Source organism: Cytobacillus oceanisediminis (genome assembly GCF_004366035.1).
GTDB lineage: Bacteria > Bacillota > Bacilli > Bacillales > Cytobacillaceae > Cytobacillus > Cytobacillus oceanisediminis_C.
Genome location: NZ_SOEE01000002.1, coordinates 559,992 through 579,819, shown reverse-complemented (window position 1 = coordinate 579,819; position 19,828 = coordinate 559,992). Strand labels below are relative to the sequence as shown.

Here is a 19,828-nt window from a genome sequence, read left to right as displayed (position 1 = left end):
TAGAAATAATAAACTAAGGAGCCGTTTCAATGGAAAATAAGATAAAAATATCGGTTAGATCGTTAGTTGAATATGTTTATAAAAGCGGCAGCATTGAAACAGGCTTCCGTTCTGCAGTGCCGCTTTCAGAAGGAACCAGGATTCATCAGAGAATCCAAAAACTTTATGGGGAAGAAGATCAAAAAGAAGTGTACCTGCAAGAAGCCTTAACTTTCTATCACCTCGACTTTCAGCTTGAGGGCAGGTGTGACGGGCTTCTCATCAGAAATGAAGAACACATTATCGATGAAATTAAGTCTGTTTCCCTCCCGCTATCTGAAATTGATGAATTTGCTTACCCTGTCCATTGGGCTCAGGCTAAATGCTATGCTTTCATGTATGCAAAAGATCATAATCTTCCAGAGATGAGGGTTCAAATAACCTATGTACAATCTAAAACAGATGAAGTGAAAAGATTTCAGCAAAGCTATTCTTTTCGTGAACTTGAAGAATTTATACTTTACCTTCTGGAATCCTATTTTCCATATGCTGACTTGAGGGTTCAGCATCAACAGGAATTAACAAAGAGCATACAAGAATTGGCTTTTCCTTTTCCTGCCTACCGAAATGGCCAGAGGAAATTTGCCGGGGCAGTTTACAAAACCATTGCAGAGGAGAAAAACTTATTTGCCAACGCACCTACAGGCATTGGAAAAACAATTTCTACTCTTTTTCCAGCATTAAAAGCCATTGGAGAAGGCCATATTCAGAGAATCATTTATGCCACAGCTAAAACCATTACCCGTCAGGCTGCTGAAGGGGCCGTTGCCATTATGGGGGATGGCGGATTGAATCTTAAATCGGTCACAATTACTGCCAAGGACAAAATTTGCTTTAAGGAAGAGACCAATTGCCAAAAAGACAGCTGTGAGTTTGCCAATGGATATTACGACCGGATCAACCATGCCGTACTTGACCTCCTGAAGAAGGAGAACATGATAACCAGAAAAACAATTGAAAATTATGCTATGAAGCATAAAGTCTGCCCTTTTGAATTTTCACTGGACGCTGCATATGCCGCTGATGCCATTATCGGTGATTATAACTATATTTTCGATCCGAGGGTCTCACTTAAGCGACTGCTTGAAGAGGAGAAAAAGAAAACGGCGCTTCTGATCGATGAAGCGCATAACCTTGTGGACCGGGGAAGAGAAATGTATTCAAGTTCCCTGGAAAAATCAGCATTTCTTCAATTGAGCAGAAGCTTTAAGGGGAGGGACAAAGGGATTCATACTAGCGCAAAACAGGTTAATGGAATTTTTATTGCATTAAAAAAGAAATGTGGTGAAAATCAGGAAGTCGCAGAAAAAGATCCCCCTGAAGAGCTTTTTGAGGTTCTTGAGGAATTTGTTCAAAATGCCGAAAACTATTTGGGGCAAAACAGAAGCAATACGGATGAAGAATTGCTGGAGGTATTCTTTGCTGCTCAGAACTTCATCAGAATAGGCAAACTGTATGATGAAAGGTTTGTAACTTATATTCAAAAGCAGAGGAATGACCTGATCATCAAGTTATTTTGCCTGGATCCATCGAATCTTCTGCGTAAGGCCAGAAAAGGTTATAAGTCGGCTATCTTTTTTTCCGCTACTTTAATGCCTCTTAACTATTATCTGGACATGCTTGGCTTTCAAGAGGAAGATTATATTGTTTCCGTTCCTTCCCCATTCTCCAAAGATCAGGCCAAGGTCTACATTCAGCCGCTTTCTACCAGATACCGTGACCGGGAAGGATCTATCGAACCGATTGTCAGCACGATTAAGGACATGCTAAAGGGACAGAAGGGGAATTACTTGATCTTCTTTCCATCCTATCAATATATGGAGAATGTTTATGAAAGGTTCACCCATGAGGAAATGCACGTACATACAATCATTCAAAAAACGGGAATGGATGAAGAAGAAAGGGAGGAGTTTCTGGATGCATTTCAGCCAAATGCTTCCGGAACTCTATTGGGATTTGCCGTCATGGGCGGGGTTTTTTCAGAAGGAATTGATTTGCAGGGAGATAGGCTGAATGGTGTTTTTGTGGTTGGTGTGGGTCTTCCCCAGATCGGGTTTGAACGTGATATGATGAAAGCTTATTTCCAGCAGCAAGGGAAAAACGGCTATGATTATGCCTATACTTATCCTGGAATGAACAAAGTTCTTCAGGCAGGGGGCAGGCTAATTCGTTCTGAAAACGATACAGGAATGATTGTCTTAATGGATGACAGGTATGTACAGGCAAAGTATCAGGCCCTGCTGCCTGATGAATGGAAGGATTCCATTTTGTTTAAGAAGTTAAAACATCCTGCCCGGTAAGAGCAGGATGAGGGTAATCATTTGGTAATAAGCGGGCCTTTGGGCACCTGCATTTTTTCGAGCGTTCTTTCGAAAACCGGGTAAAAGAATTGTACAACCAGACCAAGTGTTAATGTGACAACTATCGTTCCTACACCGATTGCACCTTTGAATAAGAACGCAAGCAGCAGGGCAAAGCTTTCGCTGATAATCCTTGAATTTCTTAAATTCAATCCAAATCTAGTGTGAATGGCCACCATCAATGTATCCATCGGACTAGCCGGGAATTTGGCCTGCAAATAGATGGCCACTCCCATTCCCATCGAAAGGATGCCAAAAAGCAATATGGATGACTGACCCGCCAATGTTTGCGGGGAAAGGTCACCAAAAATAACGAGAAGCCAAAAGTCAATTAGTGCGCCGATAATCAAGATGGAAATGGCTGCAAGGACTTCAGGCTTTTTTTTCATTAAAAAAGCATTTATAAAAATGAGTGCGACTCCATTAATAAAAACAAAGGTGCCAACTGTTAAGTGAAACATTTGAGATTCACCTACAGCCAGGGCATCCCATGCAGAAGCTCCAAGGTTTGACCTGATAATTAGGGCTACACCCATAGTCAGTATCAGCATCCCGATAATAAAAAATAAGAAACGTTCTTTCATGAAGATTCTCCAATCATCTATGTTTAATTATTAGCTTGGCCCTTTTTAAGATCAATACTCCTGCAGCACTGAAATTATGAAGGGAAAATTCATTTTATCATCAGATTGATTGGGTTAACAGAAAATTATTATAAAAAGTTGTTGGATTTTGCAGGAAAAAGGCGAAAGATATTAAGAAGATATCAGTTTTCATTCATCTGAAACTGTGCTATATTATTTTACATTCATTCACCATTTAGTAATGTTGGCTTTACATATTTTTTACATATAAAAACTTAGCCGCTGCTAAGTTTTTCGCATGTTTACAATTTAAGAGGTGAAACCACACTTATGGGAAAGTTATTTAAATCGCCTGGGAAAGTGGCGAAAAGCAGCCTTGCTGTGTTCTTTCTGACAGTTATCCTTTTTTGGCTAAAAACGTATATAGCCTACCGCATCGAATTTAATTTAGGGATCAATAATGACATACAGCGATTTCTGCTGTTTTTGAATCCATTAAGTTCTACATTGGTATTCCTGGGATTTGCTTTGTTTTTCAAAGGAAAATGGCAATCGGGCATACTTATTGGCCTGAATTTATTTTTATCTTTCCTGCTTTATGCAAATGTCGTTTATTATAGATTCTTTAACGACTTTATTACAGTTCCCGTACTAATGCAGGCAAAAGTAAATGGGGGGCAGCTGGGGGACAGTGCTCTTTCTTTAATGTCCCCATGGGATATTTTTTATTTTACTGATACACTTCTGCTTCTTTTCCTGGCAGTCAGGAAATGGTACAAACCAGGAAAGAAAATTAGCCGTAAACCTGCACTGGCTGTTATCGCTGCAGGAATCATAGTATTCTTCATTAATCTTGAGATAGCCGAGAATGACCGTCCGGACTTGCTTACACGTTCCTTTGACCGCAATTACTTGGTGAAATACCTTGGAGCATACAATTTCACCGTATATGATATTGTACAAAATGCCAAGTCTGCCAGCCAAAGGGCTCTGGCGGATAATAATGATGTAACTGAAGTGGAGAACTATGTGAAAGCCAAGTATTCACCTCCGAACCCTGAATACTTCGGAAAAGCTAAGGGCATGAATGTTATTTATGTATCCATGGAATCTCTGCAGACCTTTATTATTGACTACAAGCTGAATGGAAAAGAAGTTACTCCATTCCTGAACTCACTTGCACACAGCGGCAAGACATTTTATTTTGACAATATTGTGAATCAAACCGGACAGGGAAAGACCTCTGACGCGGAGTTCATCATGGATACATCGCTATATCCAATGTCACAGGGAGCGGTATATGTAACAAAAGCGCAAAATACCTTCCATGGCACACCTGCTATCTTAAAGTCTCAAGGCTATACTTCAGCAGCTTTCCATGGAAACTACAAGACATTCTGGAACCGTAACGAAATGTATAAAACCATGGGCTATGACAAGTTTTTTGATGCTGAGTATTACAATATGAGCGATGAAAATACTAAGAACTACGGGTTGAAGGATAAACCGTTTTTCAAGGAATCCATGTCGATGCTGACCGGTCTTCCACAGCCTTTTTATACAAAATTCATCACTCTATCTAATCACTTCCCTTTTAAAATGGATGAGTGGGATACTGATTTTCCTGCTGGCGAAACGGATAATGATGTGGTTAACCACTATTTCCAGTCGGCGAATTATATGGACCAGGCACTCCAGCAGTTCTTTAATGATTTAAAGGAGTCCGGGCTGTATGATCAAACAGTCGTTGTTCTGTATGGCGATCACTACGGAATTTCCGAAAACCACAATGAAGCTATGGCGGAAGTAACCGGAAAAGAAATTACACCATTTGAATATGCCAAGCTTCAAAGAGTGCCAGTATTCATCCATGTACCAGGAGTGGATGGCGGCATTGTCCATAATGTTGGCGGACAGGTGGATGTGCGTCCGACATTACTTCACCTGCTGGGCATTGATACAAAAAATCACCTGGAAATGGGATCAGATCTATTATCAGATAAGCACCGTGAAGTAGTCCCGTTCCGAAACGGCAACTTCATTTCCCCTGAATATACACAGATTGAAGAGACCTGTTATTTTACTGAAACCGGCGAAATAGCTGAAGCTAATGCCTGTAAGCTGTTTTCCGATCAGGCAAAAAAAGAGCTTGAGATGTCAGATAACATTGTTTACAAAGACCTGCTGCGCTTTTATAAGCCGGAAGGATTTATTCCAGTCAACCGAAATGATTACTCATATGTAAAAAAAGAGGTGCCATATAAAGAGGAAAGAAGTGGGCCGGGTATACAGAAGTAATATTTAGGAGCAGAGAATAACTCTCTGCTCTCTTTTTTGCATGCGGAATATATGCAGAAAATATGCAGTTTACTAAAAAAATGCAGGGGTAGAGTATATTTGTAAAGAGATAAAAGGAAGGATGATAAAATGTATAGCCAATCTTTTGAAGAATGCATCCAGGCTTGTTTAGAATGCATGAAAGCCTGTAATGTATGCTTTGATGAATGCTTAGCTGAAGAGGATGTTAAAATGATGGCGGATTGTATCCGCCTGGACAGGGAGTGTGCAGAAATCTGTGCCTTTGCAGCAAAGGCGATGCAGTCAAACAGCCCTTTTGCCAAGCAAATTTGCACCCTATGTGCAGAGATTTGTGAAGCATGTGGAAACGAGTGCAATAAACACGACCATGGCCACTGTCAGCGCTGTGCTGAAGCATGCTTTAAATGTGCGGAAGAATGCCGTAAAATGGCTGCTTAATTAAACTGACTAAACAGACATCCGACATCCAGCAGGGTGTCTGTTTACCATTTTTATTTGCCAAAATTGGCTCAGAATAAATGTACATATTTTCAATTAGTAAAGGGAAATTAAATAAGCCTTTTGTAAGCCTGTTCCATAATTTCTGCACAATTTATTGCCATACTAACAACATGAAGAAAAGGAGGAATAGATATGCTGACAAGAAAAAAATTCGCCATCTGGTTTGTTTCTTTGGCTGCAGTATTAACTTTAACTGCATGTGGCGGAAATGACGGGGACACTGAACAGGAAGGTGCCAGCAAGGAAGAGAGCACAACGAAAAATGAAAGCAGCAGCCATTCAGGAGCCCATTCAGGCATGGACCATTCCGGCTCCGGAGAAGTCCCTGAAGGTATAAAGGAAGCAGAGAACCCTAAATATGAAGTTGGAAGCAAGGCCTTCATTACAGCAGGACATATGGAAGGGATGGAGGGAGCCGAAGCAATAATTTCAGGTGCATACGATACAAACGTATATACGGTCTCTTACACACCAACTACCGGAGGTGAAAAAGTTGAAAATCATAAATGGGTAGTTCATGAAGAGATTGCAGATGCAGGAGAGGAGCCATTTAAAGAAGGCGACGAGGTAACATTAAATGCAAGTCACATGAAGGGGATGGAAGGAGCAGCTGCCGAAATCGATTCTGTGCAGGAAACAACTGTCTATATGGTTGACTTTACTACAGCTGACGGGCAGGAAGTAAAAAACCACATGTGGGTAACAGAAAACGAGCTTTCTCCTTCTAAATAAATAGAAAATGAAAGAGCTTATCTGCCTAAGATAAGCTCTTTAACTTAATTTATAACTTTTATATAAATAGTAAACCAAAAAGAAGAAAGCAGCTAAAAGGAATATGGCTATTTGCAGCTCCATATTAAATTTTAGTGCATGTGAAACCGCAAAGGCTTCAATAAACAAAGCAGGTATTTTTCCTATGGTGCTGGCAATGCCAAAGGGCAGAAGCCTCATTTTGCTGTATGCTGCTGCCAGTGTGACTGCGCCTGATGGGACAAACGGCAGGACTCTCAACAAAACAACCATGAAATAGGCAGCTGGCCCTTCGATATTCCTCAGCTTAAAAAATAATTTGTTATTCTTAAGCTGAGGAAAAGAGGAGGTAAGCTTGGTGAGTCCTTTGCGATAAAGAATGAAACTTATAATTGCTCCGGCAGCTTCTCCGATGATTAATAGGATTAGCCCCAATTTCAGATCAAAAGCGGCAACTGTGCCCGCAGTAATAAATGCACTAGGGAGGAACCCCGTTATCGCCGCAGCAATGTTCATAGATATGCTAAAAAAAGCTGCCAATATCGGTACATCTGAAAGCCATCCGATGATATTAGTAAACATCCATTAATCCTTTCCGGCCCATTTATAGCCCAAACCCCAGACAGTCGTCAGATACTCATCTGCAGGAAACCCGGCTTTTCTTAATTTTTCCCGTAAATTTCTGACATGAGAATCGATGGTGCGGTCTTCGATTGACACTCCATAGCCCCATACTGAGCCTATTAAATGCTCACGTGAAAAAACTCTGTTCAGGTTTGAGAGGAACAGGCTTAACATTGAAAACTCTTTGGGAGTCAAAAGGATTTCCTTATTTTTATAGGAAAGCTCATAAGAATCTTCTTTAAGTTCCAGCCCTTTAAAGGTTTTGGTTTTTCCATCTTTTTTGCTTCTTCTCAGAACTGCTTCAATCCTTGCGGATAATTCCTCTTCATCGAATGGCTTTAAAATATAATCATCTGCTCCGATGTTCAATCCCTTTACAATGTCAGGCTTTTCGCTTTTGGCAGTAAGCATGATGATGGGAATATCCCAATATTTTTTTATTTCCTCGCATACTTTCCATCCATCCATTTCAGGCATCATAACATCCAAAAGAACGAGATCTGCAGAACGGGTTTCTAAGTATAGCAAGGCATCTGAACCTGAAGCCAATTTAATGCAATTGTAGCCGCGTGGCGTTAAGTATAAAGAAATTAGATCAAGCATTCTCGTTTCATCGTCAACCAAAAGTATTGTTTTCACATTCCGTTTCTCCCTTAAAAACAATTTCAAATTCTGTTCCGTCACCTTCTCTGCTGCAGACAGATATAGTCCCTCCATGAGCATGGACAAGTTCCTTAACAATGGCGAGTCCAAGACCTGTTCCTCCAAGAGCTCTTGCCCGTGATTTATCCACTCGGTAAAATCGATTAAAAATAAAGGGCAGTTCCTCCTCAGAGATCCCTCTTCCGGTATCATTTATATTAATGATGACATGTTTTTTGGTCCTGCTTATATTAATTGTTGTTTTATCTCCAGGTGAGGAATACTTAATGGCGTTATCCAAAAGATTAAATATGATCTGTTCCAGCCTTGATGCATCCGCAGATATGGTAATTGATTCAAGACAATTAACAGACAGCAGCATGCCTTTTTCGGTGAAAGCCGGTGAGAATTTTGTTTCAATTTTTTTCATAAATTCCTTCAGATCAATAGGTCTTTTTTTTATGTCAAAGGTATTTTTATCGATTCTAGCCAAATCGAAAAGATTTTTAACCATATCTGAAAGCCGGTTGGTTTCCTCCAGGATTATTGATAAATACTGACTTCTTTCTTCCGGGCTCAGGTCCCGCTTCTGAACTATATCAGCATAGCCCTTTATATAAGTAAGAGGAGTGCGAAGTTCGTGCGATATGCTGGATAAAAATTCATTTCGTTCTTCTCTGAGGTAATTCAGGTCACCCGCCAATAACTGAATGGACCGTGCTAAATCCCCAAGTTCATCGTCACCGGTTTTAGGAAGGGAAACTGAAAAATCACCGCTGCTTATTTGTGAGGTGGCTTCCTTCATTTTAATCAGCGGTTTTGCCAGTGCCTTTGATAAAAAGATGATGATAGTAATGGTGAAAATGACAGCAATGAACCCGGCGATTAAAAATTGTTTATTTAATCGTGAAATTAACGACTGAATCCAGGCTGTATCCTGAAACATATATACATGGCCAATCAGCACTCCATCCTGTTCGATCGGGCTGACTGTTGAGATATATTCTTCTTTTTTCCAATTGTCCTCGATGGTTTTACCTTTCCTTATTGAAGATGTAATCGGCCTTTTTATGTACCTTTGGATCAAACTGCTATCAACAGAAGCACCAAGGATCTCTTTATTCGAATTTGTAATGACTACATCTGTATTTGCTTCAGATTCCATCAGAGCCACGTGTGAAATCGTATTTTCATCAAAGTGCTTTTCAAGAATAGCACGGTGTGAATTGCCGCGTGTCTGCAGAGCTATAAGCTCTTCCTCCACACGAGATTCAACAAGGGTACTATGTAAAAAGAAGAACATAATTGTTTCAAGCCCGAAAAGGATCAGAAAGAACAGCAGGCCAAGCTTCATGGAAAGTTTACTCAAAGAACTCACTCATTTCAAATCAATTACTTCTATTATAGTTGAAATGTTTGAAGAAACTATGCAGAAGAGGTATATGTTTTAATAGGACTGTAGAAGGTAAAATAGAATAATGATTTATCATAATGAAAAAAGCAAGTAACAGTCATACAGGAGGTTTTTTTATGAGTGAATGTAAATTGGATCACACACCGGAAGATGTACAAAATAAGTTTGAACAGCAGAAAGATTTTCTGCCGGACGATATGAGTTCTTTGTTTCAATCTTTTTTTCAGGAGGAACATACACAGGATATTTTAAATGAGGTATTCCATTTGCTGAAAAAATTTGATCTTGCTTCTGAGGAGGAACGAACTGAGAGAGTCAACAGGCTTTATCTTGTATTAAAAAATGTATAATATAGAATTGCCGCATCTGATTTTGCTGCGGCAATTTTTTTATGTAACTTACAATTTTTTTGTAGCTATTAAAATTTTATTTTAACAATCTATGTTTTTATGTTAATATGAAATTATAGAAATATAGAGCAGTATAATAATGAAAGCGATTTCACAAAAGGGAGTGACAAAGTTGAAGGAATGCCATAGACCTGTTTTTGACCTGGCAATCCGGACAGCAGATATGCTAGTTCGAATGTTTGGTTCCCGCTGTGAAGTGGCAGTGCACGATTTCAGCGACTTAAAAAAATCGCTTATTCATATTGCAGGAGATATAACGGACAGGAAAATCGGCTCACCCATCACAGATCTTGTTTTGAATGAATTAGCCAAACATAAAAACGAAGTTAATGATATAGCCAATTATAAAACACAATCCAAAAAAGGGAATGTCATGAAATCATCCACGATTTTTCTCCGTGATGATGAAAATAAAGTAATTGGTGCATTATGCCTTAATTATGATATTAGTCTGCTCATGCAATTTGGAGGAGAAATTGAAGAGTTTATAAGCTTTGATGAACATTCTTCTAAATCGGAGACCTTTTTTAATTCCGTCCAGGATGTTATTCACGAGATGGTGGATCAGGTACTTCAAGGTTTTAGGAAGGCACCTTCATTGATGACGCTAGAAGAAAAAGTTGAATGTGTCCGCCAGCTTGAAGATAAAGGGACATTTCTCATTAAAGGGGCAACTGATTATGTTGCAACTGTGCTTGGAGTTTCCAAATTCACCATTTATAATTACCTGCAGAAAATCAGAACGATTAATGAGCTGCAGCCCGAAGCTGTGGAGCATAAATAAAAAGCTTGCTGCTGTAATTTTCATTGCAGCTATCTGAATTTAAAGACCTTAAACGTAAAGGGGCATAAAAAATGAAATACAGATCTGCGTTTGATATTATTGGTCCGGTTATGATCGGACCATCAAGTTCACATACAGCCGGAGCTGCACGCATTGGGCGTGTTGCCCGGACTCTTTTCGGAAAACAGCCGTCCAAAGCCGAGATTTCTTTATATGGTTCTTTTGCAAAAACCTATAAAGGACATGGTACGGATGTTGCCATTATTGGCGGAATCCTCGACTTTGATACTTTTGACGAGCGGATTCCTTCTGCCCTTCAATTAGCTGAAGAAGCAGGGATTGAAGTCATTTTTACAGTTGAAGATACCGTTACAGACCATCCTAATACTGTAAGAGTCAAGCTTACCGAAGGAGATCGTGAACTTGAACTTGTAGGAATATCCATTGGCGGCGGAACAATTGAAATAACCGAACTGAATTCCTTTGAACTTAAGTTATCTGGTGAACATCCTGCCATTTTAGTTGTTCATAACGATCAGTTTGGAGTTATCTCCGCTGTTACAAATATTTTATCAAAGCACCAGATTAATATAGGACATATGGAAGTTTCACGTAAGGAAAAAGGAAAAATGGCAATTATGGTCATTGAAGTGGATCAGAAAATCGGCCATGATGTGATGACAGAGCTTGAAGGGCTTCCGAATATCACGCAAATTATCAGAATGGTTGACTAATAGTTAGCTGGTCATCAGGAGGGAAAGTCTAATGTTGTTTAGAAATGTTGCTGAGCTTGTTGAGCTGGCTGAAAATAAAGGTGTAAAAATTGCTGAAATCATGATTCAGCAGGAGATAGAAGTAACTGGTTTAACTCGTGACGATATTATCGCTAAAATGGACCGCAATCTGACTGTGATGGAACAGGCTGTCGAGAGGGGACTGAAAGGTGTTACGTCTGTTACGGGTTTGACTGGCGGTGATGCAGTCCTTCTGCAAAAGTACATTCAGAGCGGAAAGGCTTTATCAGGAAATATTTTATTGGATGCTGTCAGCAAAGCGGTTGCAACCAATGAAGTGAATGCAGCCATGGGTACAATCTGTGCCACCCCTACAGCAGGTTCGGCTGGAGTAGTGCCGGGTACATTGTTCGCTGTAAAAGAAGTTCTCAATCCAACACGAATGGAAATGATAGAATTTCTGTTTACTTCAGCAGCATTTGGTTTTGTGGTGGCAAACAATGCCTCCATATCCGGTGCAGCAGGAGGATGTCAGGCTGAGGTAGGGTCTGCAAGCGGCATGGCGGCAGCATCTATTGTAGAAATGGCAGGCGGGACACCAAAACAGGCTGCTGAAGCTATGGCAATAACACTTAAAAACATGCTGGGCCTTGTTTGTGATCCAGTTGCCGGACTAGTAGAAGTTCCATGTGTTAAGCGAAATGCCATGGGAGCCTCCAACGCCATGACAGCAGCAGACATGGCCCTCGCCGGAATTACGAGCAGAATTCCATGTGATGAAGTCATCAACGCAATGTATCTTATCGGGCAATCCATGCCTTCAGCACTCAGAGAAACAGCTGAGGGAGGACTGGCTGCAACGCCAACAGGAAGAAGACTGCAGGAAGAGATTTTTGGGAAAAAACAGTAATTTAGTTTATTGGCTTATTACACCAATTCTTTAGTGAATTGGTGTTTATATTTATGCAGAAAAAAGTTATGCTAATTTAGGATAATTTTTTAAAAAGGGGAGAGAAAAAAGAGTTTGAAAGTTATAAGATGGACTATTTTCACTATTGCTATTGTGTTTATGCTATTACTGGGAATTGCAGCTCCTGCCGCATTTATTGGGTTAGCTATTTTTTTAATTGGATTATATTTAAATAATCAGTACCGGAAATATAAGATAAATTTCAAAAGATCCGGCTGGATTATGGCTGCTGGCTTTGTGTTATCCATTTTTTTAGCAACTGGAGATTCAGATGCAACAGAAACTGTACATGTGCCTGAGAAAGAACAAATAGAGACAGATCAGGATGAAGCAGATAAGAAGGCTGAAGAAGAAAAGCTTGCTGAAGAGAAGGCTGAAGAAGAGGAAGCCAAAAAGCAGGCAGAGGATCAGGCACAGCTGGAAGCAGAACAGGAAGAAAAACAGAAACAAGAAGAGGCTGAAAAGCAAAAACAGGAACAGGATCAAAATCAGGCTGCAGAGGGCCTGGGCCTGGAACTAGTTACCGTTGGCAGAGTAGTAGACGGTGACACAATTGAGACATCAGACGGGAGGAAAGTCCGCCTGATTGGAGTGAACACTCCCGAATCAACAACAAGAGTAGAGGAATACGGAAAAGAAGCGAGCCAATTTACCACATCTGAGCTGACTGGCAAGAAAATCTGGATGCAAAAAGATGTCTCTGATACAGACCGGTATGGGCGCCTGCTAAGAATCATTTGGGTGGACATCCCAACAGATGATATGGACGAAAATGAAATACGTGAAAAAATGTTCAATGCACACTTGGTTCTGAATGGTTATGCCGAGCCATCCACCTACAATCCGGATGTAAAATACAGCGAATACTTCAGAGAATTTGGAAGGGAAGCAAGGGAAGCCAATAAAGGGTTATGGGCTCTCGGTGATGAGGGAACAACAAAAGGGGACCTGGATTCTGCAGCAGCCAGCAGCTCTTCATCAAGTTCGGGGAATGCCGGCGGCAGCGGGTCGAATGACAGCAGTGATACAGCCAGCAATTCTGCTTCTGGAGAAGGCAGCAATGAGTCCTACCAAAACTGTACAGAGTTAAGGAAGGTATATCCAAATGGTGTGCCTTCTACACATCCTGCCTATGACTCAAAACATGATAGAGACAAGGACAATTATGCGTGCGAACGCTAATAACCTGCAACTTATATTTAAGTTCAACCGCTTAATAGCGAAATAACCATATTAAGGGGCGTCCTGTCATTTTAATAAGCAGGATGCCTCTATTTTTATTTCCTTCTTATATTATCCATGACAAATCCGCTTTCTGGCAATGAAGGCATTCGTGCCAGGCTGAAGCTTAAATTTTGAACTGGAACATTGTAGTCTAAACTGTTCACTAGAAAATTTATGCTCGCTTTCATAATCTCAACCGTAATGCCCTCACCTGGACAGCGGTGTCCTTTGGCAGGATCACCACCGCCCTGGGGAATAAATTCGAAAAGTCTTCCATCCCAATCTTTAAACCTTTCTGGCCTGAATTCGTTCGGTGACGACCAAAGGCGCTCATCATGGTTTGTACCATACATATCAAGGAGCACAAGCATTCCTTCTGTGATCTCAGCTTCTTTCCATGTGAAATTCTTTCTAGCCCTTGCACCAAGGAAAGGTCCAAATGGGTAATGGCGTCTTACTTCCTGAGCAAACATCTCAAGATATTCCGGAGACCCCGATTGCAGCTGGTGTTTCACTTCCGGATATTCATGTACAGCAACTGCAGCGAAGACGATAAAGGTTGCAATGGCGACAATTGGACGCAGCACATTAATTAATTCAACTGAAGCCATCTGAGCATCCAGCTGTCTGCCGTTAAGTTCTTTATGAAACGACATTTCATACAGTGCGGAACCTTTTTCTTCACTGTATGTATCTTTGCGTACATCTTCAATAATCGATTTTACCCATTCTTCCGTTCGGGATCGAGCTCTCCGGCCCTTCCAGTGACGAGGTCCTGCAGCACCAAAAGCATCAACCATCGCATAAAAATCTTCAGCACGCTCCTCTTATTCCGATTCCTTAAGGGGGACTCCTGCCCACTTGCAGGCAATACGGGTTAATAGCTTTTTCGCCTCATCAAAAAGAACGACATGTCTTGCTCCTTCCCATTTTGGGATTAATGCTTCCCATTCCTGTATGGCAAGCTGGGCGAGCCTTTTTTGATGTGGAGGAGTCATTAGTGACATGAACAGAAGCTTTCTCTGAATATGTGCCTCGCCATCCATCGACTGAATAGCATTTTCCCCAAAAAGTGACTTCTGTATCCTTTTGGGCGCAGCACCTTTACGCTGAAACAGGCTGTTATCATAAAATACGTTTGCAGCTTCTTCTCCGCTTATGCAAAGAACCTTTTCGCCGAGCAGGCGTGCTTCAAACAGATCAGAGTGGTACTTTTCTGTTCTATTTTTAATGAATAGATACGCTTCCTGTAATAAGGTAAGGCTGCTATCAAGATTTTTGTCATGAGCGATGTTACGGTTATTCATCTATCAATGCTCCTTATCTAAGTTGTACTAATCCATTCTTTTAGGCTATTTACTTCATTTCATTTCTTTAAACCTGTTCAGGGTCCATGATTACAATATTAAATATGTAATACAGGAGGGATAAGATAGATTCGGCTGCAGGGAAAATAATAACTGGTTATTCTGCAGGCGCAGGGATCTGCCTGATTGAGGCAGAAAGGTAAGAGTTGCATCATAAAGCTAAAATAGATGAATCCAAAAAATAAAGAACACTGGCTCCTGCCCAGTGTTCTAAGAGGTTCTTTTATGATAGTCATTCAATTTAATAAGGGAACCTCGTTTAATCCAATAATGAAAATTATCTGCCGGGAAAACTCCGCGTCCATTTGACCTGTCCATCTGGATGACAACGCTGTTCTGTGTCACCTCCAGAATTCTAAGTGTTTGGGAACGGTTAAGATTCGGGGCGAAAGTACTTTTGATTTCAAACTGCATATCCTTATCAAGGTTCAACGAAGACACCTCCTAATTAGTTAATTATTTTTAATATCCCCATTCATTGTTTTTCTATCCAATTATTGGCCAGCTTTTGTTTATTAACTTATTAGAGAATTTACAACTTTAGAATTTTTATAATAAACTGTATAATTCAATTGAGAACTATGAAATTAAACAAGCAGGTGAAGTATGTTGAAGGAAAAGATTAAAGTTGGATTAATTGGAATGGGTGCTGTAGGGGAAAGGATACTGCGTCAATTTCGGCAGCATGAGGAGTTTGAGATTGCAGCGCTTTGTGATCGAAAAGCCGAACGATTAGATAAATTTAAAACTGAGCTGCCAGATGCGGTGATACATACAAATCATTCCGATCTGCTCAGGGACGAAACCATCAAACTCATCTATTTAGGTGTTCCGCCCAAATGGCATCATTCAATTAGTATGGAAATTATAAAGAGCGGCAAGCATCTTCTTTGCGAAAAGCCTCTGGCCAATTCCATTGAAGAGGCGAAGGAAATGTTTGAAGCTGCTGAAAATGCAGGAATCATCCATGCCATGAATTTTCCAATGGCATACAGCCCAGCCTTTAAAGAGTTTAGGAAAAAGATACAGAATGGTGAACTGGGCGAGATTAAGAAGGTAGAACTGCACCTGCAATTTACACAATGGCCGCGTGAATGGCAGCAGAACGATTGGATTTCCAGCAGGGAACAGGGAGGCTTTATCCGGGAAGTAGCTCCTCACTTTATTCATATGATACAGGATACCTTTGGAGAGCTGCTCAATATCCGTTCTTTTGTGGAATATCCGGATAATGAACATCAATGTGAAACCAGCTTTACCGCATCATTGAAGCTTCCAGGCGGCATTCCTGTTCTATTAAACGGAATTGCGGGAATTGGGCAAAAAGAACATCTGTCTTTTAAGGTTTTTGGTGATAAGGGCACATTGGATATGCAGAACTGGAGTGTTCTTGTACAGAGTACGTCTGAAAACAGCGGAGAAATATTAAGGCTTGATGAGCCTGAAAACAGTCTGCCAGCTGAACTCCTCAAAGCAATAAGAGGAGATCATGCAATATTGGTTTCCTTTAAAGAAGGGTATCAGGTGCAGAAGGAGCTTGAAAAAATCCTATTAAGCAGCTAATTAGAGGCACATTTGTGTCTCTTTTTTTATTTATCAATACTCGCTGCAATCCCACGCTTCTTCTTATGAAACAATACTCGAAAAAATCAGGTGTTTTAATGTATAATAATCAGGTGAGAGTTCTTCCGAGTAAAGAAGACTCTATTTCTGATCATAAATTTCATAGATCCAAAGTTGAAAGAGAGTGGGACATATGGGCCGTAAATGGAACAATATTAAAGAAAAGAAAGCATCAAAAGACGCAAATACGAGCCGTGTTTATTCCAAGTTTGCACTTGAAATATATGTGGTTGCCAAGCAAGGGGAGCCTGATCCGGAAGCAAACCAGGCTTTAAAATTTGTGCTCGAACGTGCAAAAACATATAACGTGCCAAGAAATATCATTGATCGTGCAATTGAAAAAGCAAAAGGCGGAGCGGAAGAAAACTATGATGAGCTACGCTATGAAGGATTCGGGCCTAGCGGATCGATGATAATAGTCGATGCATTGACAAATAACGTAAATCGCACAGCTTCTAACGTACGTGCTGCATTCGGAAAAAATGGCGGGAATATGGGCGTGAGCGGATCTGTATCCTATATGTTCGACTCAACTGCTGTTATCGGCATTGAAGGCAAAACGGAGGAAGAAGTCCTGGAAATCCTGATGGAAGCAGACTTAGATGCACGTGATATTCTGGAAGAAGATGATACGGTAATCGTATATGCAGAACCCGATCAGTTTCATGCAGTTCAGGAAGCATTTAAGTCAGCAGGCATCAATGAGTTTGCAGTTGCTGAATTAACAATGCTTCCGCAAAATGAAGTCACCCTTGAGGCTGATGCACAGGCGCAATTTGAAAAGCTGATTGACGCTCTTGAGGATCTGGAAGATGTCCAGCGAGTTTATCATAATGCAGACCTAGGTGAATAACCGGGAAGAGAAGTCCACTTAATTGCTGGACTTCTTTTTTTGTAAAATAATTTTATTATGTAAACTAATAAAACCAGATTTAAAGTATTATCCATATGGAAGAAAAGAAATTCTGAATCTCTCTTTTGAAAAACTGCTGAAATATATGTGGTTTTATGGTGATATCAGCCGATATCTGTCGAATATCATTTTGCTATCAAACGCTATCTCCTTGCCGAATGTAAGTATTGTCCTTAACTTCCCATCGAGAGATACAGTGGAGCTATATCTGACTAATGGAAAATAACTGCAATAGAAATTTCTTTGTTTAAACACTGTGTACACGGGAACATGAATGGGGAAAGGAGAGTTTAGCACACATGAATACGTTTAAGGTTATTTATACTTTTGAAAAAGGTGTTACCGTAACAGAAGAGGTTGAAGCAGAAAATAAATCCGAAGTAATTGGAAGCATTAAAGACCTTGAAGGATTTGTAGAACTAACCTGTACTGAAGGTCACTACCATCGATTTGATTTTACAGATGTAAAGTTAGTCACAATTACAGAATAAATGGAAGGCCAAATACGGCCTCCCTCTAAAAACCCGCCTGGTTAGCGGGTTTTTTATTTTCTTACAAGATCCCCAATGAGGATATACCTCTGTGGTGCATCTCCAATAAAGTCAAAAGGATAGCAGGTTGTGACAGTAAGGGTTGCTCTTGGCTTAGGAACAATTACGGTTCTGTCGTCTGCATCGACGATTCTTATTTTACGAACTTTATAGGTAAATTCACCAGCAGAAGTGTTCACGACAAGCAAATCGCCAATCTCTACTTCTCCAAGTTTGCGAAAGACTGTATCCCGGTGGCCGGAAAGGACTGAATTGTCTTCTTCTCCTGGAAGGACGCTGCCGGCATAATGGCCAACTCCCTTTTCTAACTCATCTTCGTCCGTACCATGGAAGATTGGAAGTTGGGCCGATATCCTCGGTATTGATAGAACGCCCATATCTTCTCCCATTTTAGGACGAACAGTGTATAGGCTATGCTGTTCCGTTTTTTGTTCAGTCTTCACATCTGTTTTTACAGTGATGGAGGGATCTATATGGGCTGAAGTTTTTTGGCTATTCACATATGGCATAAGATTTGAAGCGGCAATCCAAATTCCACACAAAATAAAAATTAGACCAATAGCTCCTTTTAATGTAAATTTCCTTTTCACGCTGCTTTTACTTTCCGTCTGTGTAAAATGGCAAATCCTATAAGGGCCAGGCCGATGCCTGCTAATACTCCTTCTATATAGTTGCCTGCTGTGTTTGGCAGCTTTCCGCCTTTTACAGTTTTTGCGTGTTTTGAAACAGGTTTGACTTTAGCATGATCCTGCTTTTTAATAACAGTTTCAGCCTGATTCAAATCAGTCACTGTGTCTTCAATTAGCTCTGAACTGAACATCTCAGCTGTAATAATCATATCTGCCAGGAACTGGCCTTCAGTATTATAAAGTTCAATAAGCAGGTCATGGCCATTTGTTTCTTCCAAAGCAACCATTTCAGCTGTTGTTAAATGGGTTTTTTCGCCATCTTTCATAAGATAAAACTCGGCATCAAGCTGGAACAGATCCATCATTTCCTGTATAATGCTGATAAGTTCAGCTATTTCTGCTTCTGTTAAATCCCCGGCACTATCAAACTCGCCAAATGCCATTAAACGGCTTTCAAGGTCCATCATTTTATCAAGCAAGTCAGGGTTCTCGAAATCTAAAGTCATAAAATGTTCAAATAATGCTTCAAGTTCTCCATCGGTAAGATCTATATCTGCGAGTATTTGGTTCATTTCGTCTTCACCAGGCCATTCATCTCCACCCAGATAAATGGAAACCATGATATCAAGGTCCTCAATATATTCGTAGTTTTCAAGGGAGTCATCGTTCTCCTTAAGCAGGGAAATGAGCTCTCCTTTTGTAAGCCCGTAATCATTTAATAGCTGATTAAGAGTTTCGTCGTTAATTTCAGTGCCTGTATATGTTAAAAAAGAAACAGTGGAATCCAAAGCATCAATATATCGGAAAACATCCCGAACATCGTCACTCGTTTCCATTTCTCCATTCTCCGCAAGAAGAGCCGCTAACTCTTCCTCAGTTTCAAAATCATATTCAGCTAAGAGCTGCTGAAGATTTTCTTCCGTAATAGGCTCACCCAGGTATTCGATCATTTCCTCCAGCGTATCAAAATCTTCGATATTCATATCCCAAAAATATTCCAGGTGGTCAATTAATCCTTCTTCAGACCAATTAGTTTCCTTCACAAACTCAGCCAATTCATCTTTACTTGGGGCTGCAAGGCTGACAGCCGGAAACAAGCTTAACAATAAGATTGACGCAATAATTATACTTAGTCTTTTCAATGATGGTTCCTCCAAATGTAATAATTTCTAGAATAATATAATGGAAAAAAAATTTTCCGGATAGAATTGTTATTTAATATTTTATTAGATATAATATTTGGATTTTTTTGCAGCAGCAAGGTACGGGTTGAATGCGGGTTAATCAAGGGGTTCCATAATTGGGGTGGGAGAGTTTGGGCCAGAAGCGTGCGTGAAGTTCCTCAAAATTCCATTTCTTCCTGTAATTAAATAATATCTATATAAACATC

The 19,828-nt window shown here is 40.3% G+C and carries 19 protein-coding genes and 1 pseudogene; 12 read left to right on the top strand and 8 right to left on the bottom strand.

What is annotated here, in order from left to right; translation table 11 throughout:
* The first annotated feature begins 29 nt into the window (after nt 1–29).
* Complete coding sequence (locus DFO72_RS07180; protein WP_113883889.1) at nt 30–2,339, top strand: ATP-dependent DNA helicase; 2,310 nt, start codon at nt 30–32, stop codon at nt 2,337–2,339.
* Nucleotides 2,340–2,356: 17 nt separating this feature from the next.
* On the opposite strand, the gene DFO72_RS07175 is transcribed toward DFO72_RS07180, so the two are convergent.
* Nucleotides 2,357–2,983, bottom strand: coding sequence for a YczE/YyaS/YitT family protein (locus tag DFO72_RS07175; RefSeq protein WP_113883888.1), 627 nt, complete (start codon nt 2,981–2,983; stop codon nt 2,357–2,359).
* A 330-nt stretch (nt 2,984–3,313) separates the two neighbouring features.
* Here DFO72_RS07175 and DFO72_RS07170 point away from each other — a divergent pair, with 330 nt between their 5' ends.
* From DFO72_RS07170 to DFO72_RS07160, 3 genes are all read left to right on the top strand, one after another.
* Nucleotides 3,314–5,281, top strand: a complete 1,968-nt coding sequence (locus DFO72_RS07170) for an LTA synthase family protein (RefSeq protein ID WP_113883887.1) — start codon at nt 3,314–3,316, stop codon at nt 5,279–5,281.
* Nucleotides 5,282–5,410: 129 nt separating this feature from the next.
* On the top strand, nt 5,411–5,740 hold the full coding sequence (locus DFO72_RS07165; protein ID WP_113883886.1) for a four-helix bundle copper-binding protein: 330 nt from the start codon (nt 5,411–5,413) through the stop codon (nt 5,738–5,740).
* A 195-nt stretch (nt 5,741–5,935) separates the two neighbouring features.
* Nucleotides 5,936–6,535 carry a YdhK family protein gene (locus DFO72_RS07160; RefSeq protein ID WP_113883885.1) on the top strand — a complete coding sequence of 200 codons (600 nt, stop codon included), beginning with the start codon at nt 5,936–5,938 and terminating at the stop codon, nt 6,533–6,535.
* A 39-nt stretch (nt 6,536–6,574) separates the two neighbouring features.
* Here the strand turns inward: DFO72_RS07160 and DFO72_RS07155 are convergent, their stop codons facing one another.
* From DFO72_RS07155 to DFO72_RS07145, 3 genes are read right to left on the bottom strand one after another with little or no spacing between them, the layout of a single operon-like run.
* On the bottom strand, nt 6,575–7,135 hold the full coding sequence (locus DFO72_RS07155; protein WP_113883884.1) for a TVP38/TMEM64 family protein: 561 nt from the start codon (nt 7,133–7,135) through the stop codon (nt 6,575–6,577).
* Nucleotides 7,136–7,138: 3 nt separating this feature from the next.
* Nucleotides 7,139–7,816 carry a response regulator transcription factor gene (locus DFO72_RS07150; protein ID WP_113883883.1) on the bottom strand — a complete coding sequence of 226 codons (678 nt, stop codon included), beginning with the start codon at nt 7,814–7,816 and terminating at the stop codon, nt 7,139–7,141.
* The gene (locus tag DFO72_RS07145) at nt 7,794–9,188 is read right to left on the bottom strand and encodes a HAMP domain-containing sensor histidine kinase (protein ID WP_113883882.1); all 1,395 of its coding nucleotides are present in this window, start codon (nt 9,186–9,188) and stop codon (nt 7,794–7,796) included. Before DFO72_RS07145 ends, DFO72_RS07150 begins: the two co-directional genes overlap by 23 nt.
* A gap of 161 nt (nt 9,189–9,349) precedes the next feature.
* On the opposite strand from DFO72_RS07145, the gene DFO72_RS07140 reads away from it, so the two are divergent.
* From DFO72_RS07140 to DFO72_RS07120, 5 genes are all read left to right on the top strand, one after another.
* The gene (locus DFO72_RS07140) at nt 9,350–9,583 is read left to right on the top strand and encodes a group-specific protein (protein WP_113883881.1); all 234 of its coding nucleotides are present in this window, start codon (nt 9,350–9,352) and stop codon (nt 9,581–9,583) included.
* 139 nt (nt 9,584–9,722) lie between these two features.
* A complete protein-coding gene (locus tag DFO72_RS07135; RefSeq protein WP_113883880.1) occupies nt 9,723–10,427 on the top strand; it encodes a helix-turn-helix transcriptional regulator in 705 nt (234 codons plus the stop codon).
* Nucleotides 10,428–10,498: 71 nt separating this feature from the next.
* Nucleotides 10,499–11,161 carry an L-serine ammonia-lyase, iron-sulfur-dependent subunit beta gene (gene sdaAB / locus DFO72_RS07130; RefSeq protein WP_113883879.1) on the top strand — a complete coding sequence of 221 codons (663 nt, stop codon included), beginning with the start codon at nt 10,499–10,501 and terminating at the stop codon, nt 11,159–11,161.
* Between the two features lie 34 nt (nt 11,162–11,195).
* The gene (sdaAA, locus tag DFO72_RS07125; RefSeq protein ID WP_113884089.1) at nt 11,196–12,071 is read left to right on the top strand and encodes an L-serine ammonia-lyase, iron-sulfur-dependent, subunit alpha; all 876 of its coding nucleotides are present in this window, start codon (nt 11,196–11,198) and stop codon (nt 12,069–12,071) included.
* 114 nt (nt 12,072–12,185) lie between these two features.
* Complete coding sequence (locus DFO72_RS07120) at nt 12,186–13,313, top strand: thermonuclease family protein (protein WP_113883878.1); 1,128 nt, start codon at nt 12,186–12,188, stop codon at nt 13,311–13,313.
* Nucleotides 13,314–13,408: 95 nt separating this feature from the next.
* On the opposite strand, the pseudogene DFO72_RS07115 reads toward DFO72_RS07120, so the two are convergent.
* Nucleotides 13,409–14,662: pseudogene (locus DFO72_RS07115) on the bottom strand (cytochrome P450).
* Between the two features lie 270 nt (nt 14,663–14,932).
* Nucleotides 14,933–15,163 (bottom strand): hypothetical protein, encoded by a 231-nt coding sequence (locus tag DFO72_RS07110; RefSeq protein ID WP_243856082.1) that lies wholly within the window; start codon nt 15,161–15,163, stop codon nt 14,933–14,935.
* A 165-nt stretch (nt 15,164–15,328) separates the two neighbouring features.
* On the opposite strand from DFO72_RS07110, the gene DFO72_RS07105 reads away from it, so the two are divergent.
* The 3 genes from DFO72_RS07105 to DFO72_RS07095 all read left to right on the top strand — a co-directional run bounded on the left by DFO72_RS07105 (nt 15,329) and on the right by DFO72_RS07095 (nt 17,749).
* On the top strand, nt 15,329–16,285 hold the full coding sequence (locus DFO72_RS07105) for a Gfo/Idh/MocA family protein (protein ID WP_113883876.1): 957 nt from the start codon (nt 15,329–15,331) through the stop codon (nt 16,283–16,285).
* 193 nt (nt 16,286–16,478) lie between these two features.
* A complete protein-coding gene (locus DFO72_RS07100; RefSeq protein ID WP_113883875.1) occupies nt 16,479–17,198 on the top strand; it encodes a YebC/PmpR family DNA-binding transcriptional regulator in 720 nt (239 codons plus the stop codon).
* A 359-nt stretch (nt 17,199–17,557) separates the two neighbouring features.
* A complete protein-coding gene (locus DFO72_RS07095) occupies nt 17,558–17,749 on the top strand; it encodes a hypothetical protein (protein WP_113883874.1) in 192 nt (63 codons plus the stop codon).
* Nucleotides 17,750–17,802: 53 nt separating this feature from the next.
* Here the strand turns inward: DFO72_RS07095 and DFO72_RS07090 are convergent, their stop codons facing one another.
* Both DFO72_RS07090 and DFO72_RS07085 read right to left on the bottom strand, forming a co-directional pair.
* Nucleotides 17,803–18,399 carry a class D sortase gene (locus tag DFO72_RS07090; RefSeq protein ID WP_113883873.1) on the bottom strand — a complete coding sequence of 199 codons (597 nt, stop codon included), beginning with the start codon at nt 18,397–18,399 and terminating at the stop codon, nt 17,803–17,805.
* Nucleotides 18,396–19,580: a processed acidic surface protein gene (locus tag DFO72_RS07085; RefSeq protein ID WP_113883872.1), complete on the bottom strand. Its 1,185-nt coding sequence runs from the start codon at nt 19,578–19,580 to the stop codon at nt 18,396–18,398. The genes DFO72_RS07090 and DFO72_RS07085 overlap by 4 nt, the downstream gene beginning before the upstream one ends.
* Nucleotides 19,581–19,828: the final 248 nt, after the last annotated feature.

Bases quoted from the DNA above. Each gene is read 5' to 3' on its own strand.
- DFO72_RS07140 (WP_113883881.1), top strand. From the start codon at position 9,350: ATGAGTGAATGTAAATTGGATCACACACCGGAAGATGTACAAAATAAG.
- DFO72_RS07095 (WP_113883874.1), top strand. From the start codon at position 17,558: ATGAATACGTTTAAGGTTATTTATACTTTTGAAAAAGGTGTTACCGTA.
- DFO72_RS07105 (WP_113883876.1), top strand. From the start codon at position 15,329: ATGTTGAAGGAAAAGATTAAAGTTGGATTAATTGGAATGGGTGCTGTA.
- DFO72_RS07165 (WP_113883886.1), top strand. From the start codon at position 5,411: ATGTATAGCCAATCTTTTGAAGAATGCATCCAGGCTTGTTTAGAATGC.
- sdaAB (WP_113883879.1), top strand. From the start codon at position 10,499: ATGAAATACAGATCTGCGTTTGATATTATTGGTCCGGTTATGATCGGA.
- DFO72_RS07160 (WP_113883885.1), top strand. From the start codon at position 5,936: ATGCTGACAAGAAAAAAATTCGCCATCTGGTTTGTTTCTTTGGCTGCA.
- DFO72_RS07100 (WP_113883875.1), top strand. From the start codon at position 16,479: ATGGGCCGTAAATGGAACAATATTAAAGAAAAGAAAGCATCAAAAGAC.
- DFO72_RS07155 (WP_113883884.1), bottom strand. From the start codon at position 7,135: ATGTTTACTAATATCATCGGATGGCTTTCAGATGTACCGATATTGGCA.
- DFO72_RS07135 (WP_113883880.1), top strand. From the start codon at position 9,723: ATGAAAGCGATTTCACAAAAGGGAGTGACAAAGTTGAAGGAATGCCAT.
- DFO72_RS07170 (WP_113883887.1), top strand. From the start codon at position 3,314: ATGGGAAAGTTATTTAAATCGCCTGGGAAAGTGGCGAAAAGCAGCCTT.
- DFO72_RS07175 (WP_113883888.1), bottom strand. From the start codon at position 2,983: ATGAAAGAACGTTTCTTATTTTTTATTATCGGGATGCTGATACTGACT.
- DFO72_RS07180 (WP_113883889.1), top strand. From the start codon at position 30: ATGGAAAATAAGATAAAAATATCGGTTAGATCGTTAGTTGAATATGTT.